The organism is Galbibacter sp. (assembly GCF_035306585.1).
Lineage (GTDB): Bacteria > Bacteroidota > Bacteroidia > Flavobacteriales > Flavobacteriaceae > Galbibacter.
Genome location: NZ_DATGNU010000028.1, coordinates 1 through 13,710, shown reverse-complemented (window position 1 = coordinate 13,710; position 13,710 = coordinate 1). Strand labels below are relative to the sequence as shown.

General features: G+C 39.1%; 13 protein-coding genes. 8 read left to right on the top strand and 5 right to left on the bottom strand.

All coding sequences use genetic code 11. From position 1 onward, the window contains the following. Window positions 1-15: 15 nt before the first annotated feature. From VKY50_RS03040 to VKY50_RS03030, 3 genes are all read left to right on the top strand, one after another. Window positions 16-579: a DUF4136 domain-containing protein gene (locus VKY50_RS03040; protein WP_324298717.1), complete on the top strand. Its 564-nt coding sequence runs from the start codon at window positions 16-18 to the stop codon at window positions 577-579. Window positions 580-885: 306 nt separating this feature from the next. After that, entirely contained in the window at window positions 886-2,646 is a 1,761-nt protein-coding gene (locus tag VKY50_RS03035; RefSeq protein ID WP_324298715.1) for an aromatic amino acid hydroxylase, read from the top strand. A 54-nt stretch (window positions 2,647-2,700) separates the two neighbouring features. Then, window positions 2,701-4,386, top strand: a complete 1,686-nt coding sequence (locus VKY50_RS03030; protein WP_324298713.1) for an XAC2610-related protein — start codon at window positions 2,701-2,703, stop codon at window positions 4,384-4,386. 556 nt (window positions 4,387-4,942) lie between these two features. Here VKY50_RS03030 and VKY50_RS03025 read toward each other — a convergent pair. The 3 genes from VKY50_RS03025 to alaS are packed head-to-tail and all read right to left on the bottom strand — an operon-like array spanning window position 4,943 to window position 9,163. Next, window positions 4,943-5,563, bottom strand: a complete 621-nt coding sequence (locus VKY50_RS03025) for a DUF4230 domain-containing protein (RefSeq protein WP_324298711.1) — start codon at window positions 5,561-5,563, stop codon at window positions 4,943-4,945. Between the two features lie 10 nt (window positions 5,564-5,573). Then, a complete protein-coding gene (locus tag VKY50_RS03020) occupies window positions 5,574-6,527 on the bottom strand; it encodes a GSCFA domain-containing protein (protein ID WP_324298709.1) in 954 nt (317 codons plus the stop codon). A gap of 14 nt (window positions 6,528-6,541) precedes the next feature. Then, complete coding sequence (gene alaS / locus VKY50_RS03015; RefSeq protein WP_324298707.1) at window positions 6,542-9,163, bottom strand: alanine--tRNA ligase; 2,622 nt, start codon at window positions 9,161-9,163, stop codon at window positions 6,542-6,544. A 115-nt stretch (window positions 9,164-9,278) separates the two neighbouring features. Between alaS and VKY50_RS03010 the strand changes: the two genes are divergently transcribed. The 5 genes from VKY50_RS03010 to VKY50_RS02990 all read left to right on the top strand — a co-directional run bounded on the left by VKY50_RS03010 (window position 9,279) and on the right by VKY50_RS02990 (window position 12,607). Beyond that, on the top strand, window positions 9,279-10,256 hold the full coding sequence (locus VKY50_RS03010) for a M23 family metallopeptidase (RefSeq protein WP_324298705.1): 978 nt from the start codon (window positions 9,279-9,281) through the stop codon (window positions 10,254-10,256). Window positions 10,257-10,258: 2 nt separating this feature from the next. Continuing rightward, a complete protein-coding gene (locus VKY50_RS03005) occupies window positions 10,259-10,588 on the top strand; it encodes a MerR family transcriptional regulator (RefSeq protein WP_324298703.1) in 330 nt (109 codons plus the stop codon). Between the two features lie 79 nt (window positions 10,589-10,667). Next, the gene (locus VKY50_RS03000) at window positions 10,668-11,279 is read left to right on the top strand and encodes a LemA family protein (RefSeq protein ID WP_324298701.1); all 612 of its coding nucleotides are present in this window, start codon (window positions 10,668-10,670) and stop codon (window positions 11,277-11,279) included. Window positions 11,280-11,358: 79 nt separating this feature from the next. Then, window positions 11,359-11,805, top strand: coding sequence for a TPM domain-containing protein (locus VKY50_RS02995; RefSeq protein ID WP_324298699.1), 447 nt, complete (start codon window positions 11,359-11,361; stop codon window positions 11,803-11,805). Continuing rightward, complete coding sequence (locus tag VKY50_RS02990; RefSeq protein ID WP_324298697.1) at window positions 11,774-12,607, top strand: TPM domain-containing protein; 834 nt, start codon at window positions 11,774-11,776, stop codon at window positions 12,605-12,607. Before VKY50_RS02995 ends, VKY50_RS02990 begins: the two co-directional genes overlap by 32 nt. Before the next feature lie 259 nt (window positions 12,608-12,866). Here VKY50_RS02990 and VKY50_RS02985 read toward each other — a convergent pair whose 3' ends face one another. Both VKY50_RS02985 and VKY50_RS02980 read right to left on the bottom strand, forming a co-directional pair. Then, window positions 12,867-13,181, bottom strand: coding sequence for a hypothetical protein (locus VKY50_RS02985; protein ID WP_324298695.1), 315 nt, complete (start codon window positions 13,179-13,181; stop codon window positions 12,867-12,869). A 182-nt stretch (window positions 13,182-13,363) separates the two neighbouring features. After that, a complete protein-coding gene (locus tag VKY50_RS02980) occupies window positions 13,364-13,636 on the bottom strand; it encodes a hypothetical protein (RefSeq protein ID WP_324298693.1) in 273 nt (90 codons plus the stop codon). Window positions 13,637-13,710 lie beyond the last annotated feature (74 nt).

The following is a 13,710-nucleotide window of genomic DNA, read 5'->3' as shown; positions in this document are numbered from 1 at the left end:
AATAAAACATTACCCATGAAAGCCATTAAACTATTTTCTGGAATACTAGTAATTGTCCTCCTAATGGGAGCGTGTAGTACAATTCAGGTAGCTACAGACTACGACCGGCAAGTCGATTTTAACAAATACAAAACCTTTGCCTTTTACAAGCCTGGGATTGATAAAGCAGAAATATCGGATTTAGATATTAAGCGAATTTTAAGATCCATCCAATACGAACTACAATCCAGAGGATATCAGTTATCGGAGAACCCTGACATTTTGGTAAGTATCTTTACCAAAGAAGTAGACCGTGTAAATGTGTACAACAACGTTGGTTGGGGATGGGGTTGGTATGGCTATCCCTATGCAGGAATGGGCTACAATACTATTTCCAGAGAAACCGAAGGTTCTTTATACATCGATCTAATTGATGCCGATAGAAAAGAACTCGTATGGCAGGGTAAAGGAACAGGAGCATTGATTACAAATGGTGATCTTGCCAAGAAGGAGGAGCGCATTAGAGAATTTGTAAAAGAAATTTTAGAACAGTTTCCTCCGGTACAACCAGCTACCCGCGTTGCAGGAGTTTCAGAGTAATGGTAGTTGATAGGATAAATTCAGATACGAACCACGCCTTAGTCGCGTGGTTTTTTTATCTCATAGTAGGGAGCTGCTTTAGGTTTGATCGCACATCAACACCCTAATTAATTAGCAAGGTTTAAAATTTCATGTTATTTTAAATGTGACTTTCAAGTAAAAAGCAACAAAAATTCATCCTTCAGATTACACCAACCAAGGCCAAAACACTTTGTTGTACTATAAGCATGCTAAAAACAGCATTTCAACTGAATTTTAGCAGATTAACATATGCTTTTGTAACTTTAGAGGAACAAAAAAGTGGAAATGGAATCAAACTATCAAAGCAATCCGTTAATTGATCGCTTACCAGCGCATCTTAAGCAATACATTAAACCACAAAATTATAAGCACTATTCCGCCATAAACCAAGCGACTTGGAGGTATGTGATGCGAAAAAACGTGGATTACTTAAAAAGGGTTGCACACGATTCTTATACAGAAGGATTAAAAAAAACAGGGATTGCCATTGACCATATCCCAAGCATGTATGGTATGAATCGTATCCTAAAGGACATAGGGTGGGCAGCAGTAGCGGTCGATGGTTTTATACCCCCGAATGCCTTTATGGAATTTCAGGCCCATAACGTGCTTGTTATCGCCAGTGAAATAAGACAACTCGAACATATCCAATACACCCCAGCTCCAGATATCATTCATGAAGGAGCCGGACATGCTCCGATTATAGCCAATCCAGAGTACGCAGAGTACTTAAGAAGGTTTGGAGAAATTGGTGCCAAGGCCATTTCTAATGAGAAGGATCACCAAATATATCAAGCTGTACGCAGGCTATCAATTTTAAAAGAATCGGAAAATACCGATTTAAAAGCCATCGAAGAAGCTGAAGCAAAGCTTAATGAGCTACAAGAACAAAATACGGAACTCAGTGAGATGGCACGTATTCGGAATTTACATTGGTGGACCGTTGAATACGGCCTTATAGGTAAGGTAACTACCCCAAAAATCTATGGAGCTGGACTACTATCCTCCATTGGTGAAAGCAAATGGTGTATGACAGATGCAGTTCAAAAGATTCCTTATACCATAGAAGCGGCCGATCAAGGGTTTGATATCACCAAACCCCAACCGCAACTATATGTCACACCTGACTTTGCTCACTTAAGCCAAGTCTTGGAGGAGTTTGCAAATACCATGGCAATTAGGCGCGGTGGTTTATCAGGAATTAAAAAGCTTATTGACTCCAACGCATTAGGAACCCTTGAACTCAGTACTGGAATACAAATCTCAGGCGTTTTCAAAGAGGTAATTGAATATCAAGGAAAAGCCATATACGTTGCCACCACAGGAAAAACAGCTTTAGCCTATAGAGATAAGGAGCTCGTAGGGCATGGAAGCAGTCGTTACCGCCATGGGTTTGGGAGTCCAATTGGCAAACTCAAAGGAATCAATCTTGCCATAGAAGATATGAGTCCACGTGATTTAAAGGCCTATAACATTTATGAAGGACACAAGGTTCAGCTTGAATTTGAAGGAGACATTTATATGGAAGGTGAAATCATTACAGGAACCCGAAACCTCCTAGGTAAAATCATCCTTATCAGTCTAAATAATTGTACCGTAAAACACCGAGATCGTATATTATTTTCTCCTGACCAAGGCGTATATCACCTGGCCATTGGCAAAGAAGCCATTTCAGCTTATAATGGCGTTGCAGATGTCAAGGGATTTGATTTAATAACCCATCAAAGTACCCCTGACCAAACCCCACAACCTAAAAGTGAAGATCAAAAACAATTAGAAACCTTGTACCAACAAGTGCGTGACTTTAGAGAAGGAAAAAATAAAACCATTTCCAGACATAAGGTATTGGAGCAAATTCAAAACGATTTTCCCGATCAATGGCTACTAACAGTTGAGTTGTATGAGCTCGCTAAAACCTCCAATGATCAGGAATTCGCGCTAGAAATATCCCAACACCTAGAAGGCATAAAACAGCGTCAACCTGAGGTAGGACAGCTAATCGATGACGGAATCTCTTTAGTTGAGAAGACCCTTGCAATCAAATAATCCAAATCTCCAAAAGTTTTTTAAATTTATCCCCAAATCTATATACAAACCATTTTGAAAAAAATAGTATTTATCATCAGTATCGCCTTGAGTATCTTTGCATGTGATAATGACACGAAAAAAGCCGATAGTCAAAGCACTACGGACTCCTTAGCTTTACAACAAAAAGAACCTATACGCCTGAGTGATGAAGAACTAATTTCCAAACTACTGCGAATAAAAAATAACAGCCTCAAAGGTCCTGATAGCGTGTATTATAGAGGAGTCATTAAAAGACCATCGGATTCCAGTTTTACCGCCCTTAATCTTTACGGGAAAACCAAACAGGAAAACAAACTAAAAGAGTTTAAACAGACCGCCATCCTAAGAGATCAAAAAACAGTGACTTCTGATATACAAGGGAGCGTATTTAGAATAGATAAGGTGAAAAATGAAGTTTATAAGATCTACACCTACGAATCTGACCAAGACCGGTTTGTTGCCTATGATATCGATTTTGACAAACAACCCGTTCGTATTAAACGAAGTCTTCAAACGGGTAATTACTATTATGATTTGTTACCAAAGAAGGAATTTACATTTGAGATCGATCACCTGCAAAAGTATTTTAATACGATAAAGGATCAACGAATCACAGATAATCCCTTATTGGATTCACTCAGCGGTGGGGCCCTGGTATATAAAGGCCAAGAATTACTTCGAATTGGTCAAAACCTCAACATAGACACCTATTATTATGTTTTTAATGAAAGTGTCCTAGAAAAATTAATCGTTCAAAACACGAAAGGTTTGGGCGATCAAATTACCCTAAGTGGCCAAATCAATCATCCCGAAAAAAATGTAACCATTAGCAGTATCTTTAAAGATGATCAAAGTTTTCAGCAAACTGAGCTCGCGGAGCGATTAACCAAAAACTCGAAACACCTGGTAAGCTATACCATTGATTCTGTAATCAAAACTTACCAATATAATAAAGCCTTTGAATTTACGCTCAAGAGCATTGACTCCTTCCAGCGATACGAGAATTACCCACAGTATTACCGAAGTCTTATAGATAGCACCTTCTATACCTATAGCAAAGATTTTGTGATGAACAATGAAAAACTACTATGGCGTTATTCAGTACGATATACCAGAGCGACCAATACCAACCCAAATCCAATAGCGGTATCGATCTCCGATAGAGAGCTGATCCGCTTTGCTGATAGTAGTGTCGTTTTTCAAGCTCCTTTGGCTCCGATTAAAAAACCAACCGCGATAACACAACTTTCGCAACATGAATTCAATCCAAGGGACTTTGACATTAATTTCGATGGCTATAATGATTTGAGTTTCCCAGAAGGTTATGACCTTAACAGAAATGCTACACATTCTGCTTATATCTATGACCCACAATTAAAAACATATCTTAAAAATGATGCGCTCACAGGACCATCCCTAGCGCCGTATATTTTAATAGACAAAGACCATAAACTTGCCATCTACACTGCTAAGATTGGAGCTGATGATTACAGTGTCCGTATTGTGAGCATGCTTCCAGATGGCGGAGGAATAGCCTATAGAGAAACCTATTGGACTACCCATGAAAACAATAAAATCAGTGTAAACTATCAAAAGACCGTTTCCAATGCAGTGGTTGAACAAGCCAGTGATGTGGCGAAAGACCAACAATGGAGCACCACTGATTTTAAAAATCAATTCTTAAGTTGGGTAAGCAATCAAATTGGAAAGGGTAAATAACAGGTTAATGTCTTAAACCAAAACAGGTATACACCCTTGCCCAAAAGAATAAGATCCCTTTTTAGATGAAAATCATTTTAAAATATAGTTATCAATAGTTTTTAACGGTCATATATTACAAATCCTATGACTATAACGGGTTCTCTTTAACCAAAACAATCAGTATCGAAACAGCACAAGAGCTTGCCTATATTGCTGTTAGAAACAGCATTGGCAGTCTACTCTTACTGCTATTTTTCTATAGTGCTATAGTGCTATTAGGACCTTGTTTTTTCAATACCAGTAGAGCTTTAGATGGTAGTCTGTTCGCGGTCCCCATCACACTACTGTTTTTACTTGCCTATAGCCATATTGCCAAAAAACATCTTAAGCCTATTTTTAAGGATATAACACCTTTGGAGAGTACCATGGAAGAACTAAAAAAAATGAATTATACCTACTTAATTATAAAATTCCTACTGCCGCTTTTATTTATCGGATTTTTACTAGTAGGAAGATATTTTATTGGGCAAATAGAAAAATTAATCTGTTATAACCAGCTTAATACAGCAGTCGATCAATTCTTAAATTCAAGGTGATCCAAATATTGATCGGTAGTTACCGGCACCTTGTTATAGACCAAGGACCAACCTAAGGAGTTGGTGAGCACATAAAACTTTGACATCTCTGTCAATAATCTGTTTTGGGCATTCTTCTCAAGGCCAGAGGCTTCTACTTTCTTTGCAATTTCAGCAATAACTTCTCTTTTAATTTTATTAATATCTTGGGCATCAAAAGGGTTCAGGTAATCACCTGAGGTATTATAGTATTCAATATCAGGAGTTATTTTGACCTCTGCTTCTGGAATCTTGGTTATGTAGAGCGTTCTATTTTCCTGGTCCAACTTGAAGGTAACTTTACTTAAGTCATAGGCAACACTTACCTCTGCATTGACCACCACCAGGGCGCGTTTTTTAGTAGTGAGTAAATTGGCAAATATTTTTTCGGATTGCTCATAGTTAAATACCTGGGAAAAATGCCCCTCGGTTACGACAAGTTTACTGACGTTATTGATCTGCTTTTGAATAAGTTCTGTGCCTTGTTTTAATTGCTCAGAACGCTGCTGGTAGTTTCTATACCACTGAAACATCCAAAGCAAAAACAGGGTGATGCAGACGCCAAATAAGATTTTTCGCATAACTATTCTATTAAAATTGCATATGGGGGTATTTTTCAGAAATATACGCAATTTTTTGTTGAAGCTCTTCTTTAAATGCCAGGTAAGACGCACCATTTGGATCAAATGGCCTGTGCGACAACCCCCTTTGAATCGTATCTACCTTTTCCATAATCTCTTTGGTCTTTGGATCAAGCCAAGAGAATGAAAATCGTTCCCAAATATAACCGATGGCCATCGGTGTTAAGTGGATCATATCTTCCCCATAGAAACGATAATCCCTTAATTCATCCATGACAATTTCGTAGGAAGGAAAATAGGTGATCTTGGCATCCTTGAAGGTCGCTACACACTGGTGAACCGCCGCGATCAAGTGAGCTTTGCTTCGCTGGTTCTCCACAAAACCATCCTTTAGATGTCTAATGGGTGAGATGGTAAAGATGATGGTGGCATCAGGATTTACATCCCTTATACCCTTTATTATATGTTGTAGATTATTTTGAATCTCTGCTACGGTACTTAAGTGCTTTTGAAAATGATTCTGAGGAAGTTTATGACAATTGCCAACGATGGCTTGTGATTTCAAATGCATGTACCCCCATGCTGTTCCAAGGGTAATTACGATGTGTGATACCTCCTTGACATTGTTATGTTGTAAAGCGATTTTCTGGTTTAACTTCGCACGTAATCGATCTTTATCGGTATCAGAATAGCTAGAATGGACCTCTAAAGATTGCCAGCGCTCCTTATGCCAAAATAAATCCTTATCAGTAAAACCTGTCCCTCGGATGATCCGAGTAATCACGCGCTCCAAAGCCTTTGGATGAAATAAAACTCCAAAAGGGTTGGACTGACTCTGAAACTTAAAATAGTCCAGCTTCTGCCCTATATTATCCACAAAGCAAGACCCTATCAGCAATACCTTTGATTGGTAGTCAATCAAAGGGTTATGCTGTTTTAAAGGGATTTGCGTTTGTAATTTCATACGCCTTTGTACACTTAAGCCTCGATATAGGATTTTGCTTTTTGAAGTGCCTCTGGAATTCCTGCAGGATTTTTACCGCCAGCTGTTGCAAAGAATGGTTGTCCTCCCCCACCTCCTTGGATGAGTCTTCCAAGTTCCCTTACTATGGTTCCCGCATTTAAATCTCTGTCTTTAACCAGCTTCTTAGAAATATAACAACTCAACATGGCTTTGCCATTATAACTTGAACCGAACATTAAGAAAAGATTGTCAAATTCGGAACCTAATTCAAAAGCCAAGTCTTTTATACTTCCTTGATCTAAATCTACCTCCTGAGCTAAGAACTGCACTCCATCAATGGTTTCCAGGGATGCTTTTAAGGTTGATTTGACCGATTTTGCCTTCTCTTTTAAAAGCTGCTCAATTTGTTTTTTCAAGGCCGAATTCTCCTCTTGTAAAGCAGTAACTGCTTTTAATGGATCCGATGAATTACCCTTCAAGGCATCTTTGACCTGTTGGAATTCCGCTGTCTGTGTGGTAAAGTATTCTTGTGCTGTATCATAGGTTATGGCCTCAATTCTACGCACGCCTGCAGCTACCGCCCCTTCAGAGGTGATAATAAAATGCCAGATATCTCTGGTGTTTTTCACATGCGTTCCACCACAAAGTTCTATACTATCGCCAAACTTAATGGTCCTTACCACATCTCCGTACTTCTCTCCAAAGAGTGCCATAGCACCATTTTCAATGGCTAGATTATAAGGCGTTTGCCTATTTTCCTCCAACGGTAAATGCTCCTTAATACGAGCATTGACAAAATCAGCCACCGCCGCGAGCTCTTCGCTTGTCAATTTACTAAAATGTGAAAAATCAAATCTCAAATATCCACTTCGAACCATACTCCCCTTTTGTTCCACATGATCCCCAAGAACACTTCTAAGGGCTTGGTGTAACAAATGTGTAGCGGAATGGTTTGCCGCTGTACGCTCTCTTTGTTTGGCATCCACTACCGCAGTGAACGTTTCGTGAAGGTTTTTTGGAAGGTGTTTTGCCAGGTGAATAATCAAATTATTCTCCTTTTTAGTATCCAAAATATAAACGATATCTCCATTGGATGATTGTAGGTATCCCTTGTCGCCAACTTGTCCTCCACCCTCTGCATAAAACGGGGTTATATTAAAAACCAACTGATACATGGTGCCCTCTTTCTTGCTATCCACTTTTCGGTAACGCGTAAGCTTTACAGGAGTCTCTAAAAGATCATATCCCACGAACTCTTCTACAGGATCATCGATGAGAATTTCCCAGTCACCTGTCTCTACCTTGGTGGCGGCTCTGGATCTGTTTTTTTGCTTATCAAGGGCGGTTTTAAACCCTTCTTGATCTAGGGTATAGCCTTTCTCTTGTAGAATAAGTGCTGTCAAATCTATTGGAAACCCAAAAGTATCATAAAGTTCAAAAGCTTTATCACCAGGGATTTCAGAACCTTTATTTTCCTTAATAACGGTATCCAAGAGCAATAGGCCCTGAGCTAATGTGCGCAAAAAGGAATTCTCTTCCTCTTTGATCACATTGTATATAATGTTCTTTTGTTTTTTAAGCTCTGGGAAGAATTCTGACATTTGCTTACTTAGTGTCTCCACTAACTTGTAGATAAAAGCTTCTTTTTGATTTAAAAAGGTGAATCCATAACGTATGGCTCTTCTGAGGATTCTTCGAATCACATATCCTGCACCTGTATTACTAGGAAGCTGTCCATCAGCAATGGCAAAGGCAACGGCTCTAACGTGGTCCGCAATTACTCGAATAGCAATATCGGTTTCTTCACTTGTCCCATACTGCATCGAAGTGATGGTTTCAATTTCTCTGATAAGTGGTGTAAAGACATCCGTATCGTAATTACTCGTTTTTCCTTGCAAGACCATCGAAAGACGCTCAAAGCCCATTCCAGTATCCACGTGTTGCTGGGCAAGCTTTTGAAGACTTCCATCAGCCCTTCGGTTGAATTCGATAAATACCAAATTCCAGATTTCTACCACCTGAGGGTGATCCTTATTTACAAGAGATGCGCCCGATATTTCAGCGCGCTGCTCCGCTGGTCTTATATCCACATGAATCTCTGATGAAGGACCGCAAGGCCCTTGATCCCCCATTTCCCAAAAGTTATCTTTTTTATTCCCAAGAATAATGCGATCCTCCGGGACGATAGCCTTCCAAAAGTCATAAGCTTCTTGATCCAATGGCAACCCGTCTGCTTCAGACCCTTCAAATACCGTCACATATATGATATCCTTATCAATTCCGTAAACTTCAGTCAATAGCTCCCAGGCCCATTCAATAGCCTCTTTTTTAAAGTAATCGCCAAAACTCCAGTTCCCTAGCATCTCGAACATGGTATGATGGTAGGTATCCTTTCCTACTTCCTCCAAATCATTATGCTTTCCACTAACTCTTAAACACTTTTGAGTATCCGTTACTCGCTGGGTTTTCGGGGTTTTATTCCCAAGGAAGTATTCTTTGAATTGATTCATCCCCGCATTGGTAAACATCAGGGTTGGATCATCCTTGATAACCATAGGTGCCGATGGGACTATGGCATGCCCTTTTTCATTAAAAAAATCTAAAAATTTTCTCCGGATATCTCTCGATTTTATCATTAAATCTTAACTTTTACTAAAAATTATACTCGGCTTAAAAACAATTTATATATTTGTTCGTTACTCAACAAAGCGCACGACCATTTCATATGGCAAAAATAGAACTTTTAAACTAATGTCGAAGGTTAAATATTATTACGATTCCGAAACATTATCTTACAGAAGGATAGAACCTAAGAAAGGAAAAAAAGCCCTTAACATCAGTTTGTTTTTTCTGGCAGCCTTTCTCTTTGGAGGAATTTGTTTATTGATCTTATTGAACACCAGCCTTGTTAGCACACCAAAAGAACTTTCCCAAGCGCGAGAATTAAAAAACTACGAGTTTCAATTTGAGCTATTGAATAAAAAAATGGCGCAAATAGAACAAGTACTCGAAAATATTGAAGACAGGGATAACAATATCTACCGCGTGTATTTTGAAGCCAATCCAATCCCAAATGAACAGCGAACCGCTGGATTTGGGGGAATAAATCGCTACAAACACCTAGAAGGCTTTAACCAATCTGACCTAATTATTAGAGCGACTCAAAAATTAGAAAAACTTCAAAAGCGTCTTGTGATCCAATCTAAATCCCTCGATGAGATCACGGAGCTTGCTAAAGCAAAAGAAGAATTACTAGCGGCCATTCCTGCCATTCAACCCATTAGCAATGAAAACCTAACACGGATGGCCTCTGGTTATGGTTGGCGTTCTGATCCATTTACCAAGGTTAGAAAAATGCATTACGGGATGGATTTCACAGCACCGAAAGGAACTCCTGTATATGCCACCGGAAACGGAATAGTAGTTCGTGCTGACAACAACTCCTCTGGTTATGGAGAACATATTAGAATTGACCACGGTTTTGGATATCTTAGTCTTTATGGCCATTTAAGCAAGTACAATGTCCGTAAAGGTCAACGTGTAAAACGCGGTGATCTTATTGGATTTGTTGGAAGTACTGGAAGATCCCAAGCCCCACACTGTCACTACGAAGTCTGGAAAGACGGACAACGAATCGACCCTATTAACTTCTATTACGGCTCTTTATCTGCCAGCGAATACGAAGCCTTATTGCATGCTGCATCACAAGAAAATCAATCACTTGACTAATAATGCATATCGATCTTCCTGATAAATTGTATTACAGCATTGGAGAGGTGGCTAAAGCTTTTGATGTGAACACTTCCTTGATCCGCTTTTGGGATAAAGAATTCGACATTCTAAAACCAAAAAAGAATGCCAAGGGGAACAGGAGGTTCACACAAGAAGACGTGAAAAACCTAGAACTTATCTATCATTTGGTAAAGGAGCGTGGTTTTACACTTGAAGGGGCTAAAACGCATCTGAAAGAACAGAAGAAAAAAACACTTTCTAATTTTGAGATAATTCGTAAATTAGAAGGAATCAAGGCTGAGCTTTCTAAAATAAAAGAACAATTATAGTATTTTTGTCCTTAATTATTGTAACATCATCTATATTTCACATACTTATTACTTAAAATAACACTAATACATCAACAATATGAAAAAGTGGATTATCGCCCTTATTGTACTGGTAGTCATTGGATTTGGACTATACAACTGGGCCGTAGGATTTAACAACACTGCGATCAGCCTAAATGAAAACGTGGCACAGAGTTGGGGAAATGTTCAAACAGCGTATCAACGCAGAAATGACCTCATCGGAAATCTAGTGAACACCGTTAAAGGTGCAGCAGATTTCGAGAGAAACACCCTTACTGATGTAATCGAAGCTCGTGCCAAAGCAACTTCAGTAAACATCAACCCTGAAAACATTTCTGCAGAGCAGTTACAGGAATTTAATCAGGCCCAAGGTGGACTAAGCAGCGCTTTAAGCCGTTTACTTGTAAGTGTGGAGCGGTACCCTGAACTCAAAGCCAATCAAAATTTTCTAAAGCTTCAGGATGAACTGACTTCAACAGAAAATACCATTCAAACAGCGAGAATTCGTTACAACGAGGCGATTAATCCTTATAACAATCATGTCAAGAGATTCCCGAATTCCATTTTAGCTGGAATCTTTGATTTTGAAGGCAAGCCTTATTTCGATGCAGAAACTGGAGCAGACCAACCCGTTGAGGTAGACTTCAATTTCGACGATAAAGAAAGTTAAATCATACAGCTGCTCTTTTATACCGAGCAGCTTTTTCATTTTTTCAAGTGAATACTTTGCAGAATTAAACATCAAAAAGATGAAGTCTTCCAATGTAGAGCAATTGTTAACCCAAGAAGAAGAACAAGAAGTTATTGAGGCCATCAGACGGGCGGAGAAAGAAACTTCTGGAGAAATACGAGTCCATATCGAACCATCATCTGGAGAATTAAGCCCTTTAAAAAGAGCATCAGAGGTATTTCATTATTTAAAAATGGACAACACAGCAGATCGCAATGGCGTTCTAATTTATGTGGCTGCCAAGGATAAAACCTTTGCCATATATGGAGACAAAGGGATTAATAAGGTGGTTCCAAAGGACTTTTGGGAAACCACCAAGGATAAAATCCAATACCATTTTAGAAATAACAATTTTAAACTCGGACTCACTGAAGGCATTCTAAAAGCAGGAGAAGAACTTAAAGCACACTTCCCTTGGCAACATGATGATGTCAATGAACTCCCTGACCAAATTTCAAAAAATTAGCATCTTGAAAGCAAAGCAACAGCTGTTATTCATAATATTATTTATTGGAAGTTTTCAGCTTCCATCCCTATTTGCACAGTTTGATGTTCCACCAAAACCTGCCACGCAAACCAGCGTGTATGATTATGCGAACATTTTATCAGAATCAGAAAAGTCTGCCCTTGAACAAAAGTTAATTAATTATGCCGATACCACTAGCACTCAGATTGTTATTGCAACTGTGGAGTCAATCAATGGTGAAAACATTGGTCTTTTAACCCCACGATGGGCACAAGAATGGGGTGTTGGCCAATCCAAAGAAGATAACGGTGTATTTATCTTACTGGCAGAAAAAGAACGATCCATCTGGATTTCTCCAGGTTATGGTTTAGAACATTTACTAACGGCTGGCATCAATGGTGAAATTGTTAGAAATATAATCATTCCTGAATTTAAAAAAGGGGATTATTACGCTGGACTAAATAAAGGTACAAACGCCCTTATGGATCTATTTAGCGGAAGCTATCAAGGCACCCCACAACCTTCAAACAGACCATCTGGCTCTTCAGGGGTAGGTTTCTTGTTTATTTTTATTGTCTTTGTAATTATCATTATTATCCTATCGAATAACCGAAACAATCGTGGAGGAAGAAACGGTGGTCGAAGCGGCATTGACCTTTTGGACATCATCATTCTTAGCAACCTTGGAAGAGGTGGCACAGGAGGTTTTGGCGGCTCAGGAGGTGGATTCGGCGGAGGTGGATTCGGCGGAGGTTTCGGTGGCGGTGGATTCAGCGGGGGTGGTGCTGGCGGTAGCTGGTAAACACCTCCAAGTTGGCCAATCCAATTATCTTCAGCTTATATTACGGGTACATGATTTCAAAGATGGCTTTAAATGCCTAATTGTTGTGATTATAAAAAAACTATTTAATACTCTCAGCATAGGCCTTAGGCGCTTCTAGATTTAAATTATGAGCCGCATTTGGAATAATCTTAAATACGTTGCTCTTGACTGATGCACCTGTTAGCGCATTATAAATCATCTGGGCTTGATGAACTCCAATTGCATAATCATTCTCGCCTTACAATACTACAACAGGCTTTTGGATCACAGAAATCTCATCTAGCATATTTAGATGGTTATAGGCGTAGGTGTTTCGAAAAATCCTATTGGCGTATTCGAATTTGACCATAGTTGAATCAAAAGATTTCATAGTATACCTAGCCCTGTTGTAATAGGCGGTGTCTTTTCCTAATGCTAAGGCTGTTTTCTGCGCCTCTTTATTGGCCCAGTAAGCATTGAAGCTTAATTCTTTAGTAAAGGGGTGTTTGATGAGATTCATATCATTAAAAAATTCACTAAACCCACTTTGTTCAATTTCAATCAATTTATTCAAAATCTCTTTATAACGCTCTTTTCCTGCAAAATCCTTCGCTTTACTAAGCAGCCAGCCAACGTTCTTTCCTTATCTATAAGGGCTAAAATAGGATACATCCCATCCGCTTTTCCACTAACACACGTAAAGGAAGTTATCTTTTCTTGGTTTTCTATCATATATAACAGCCCTAAAGTTCCACCTCAGGAAGAACCAAGTAAATTAATAGGTTTTCCATTAAATCGTTTCATTAAGGTACCTACCACCACATCGAAATCCGCTACGAACTGCACCATGTTAGGCTTCGTGGAATCCTTCGCCACATCCGATTTACCACTCCGCTTTTGATCTAAATAAGCAATAAGGTAATCCTCTTCTAAAAACGTCTTATTTGTTTCTCGGGGCAAAATGGCTATTTCGGAGTGACCATGCCAGTGATATCGGAGCAAACCGTGCCACTTTGAAAGATCGTACAATGATATAAAAAATTATTGTTAATCTACTTTTAAACTCCCTTTTCTCATCGATTCTCCTTTTAGATCGATCCTGT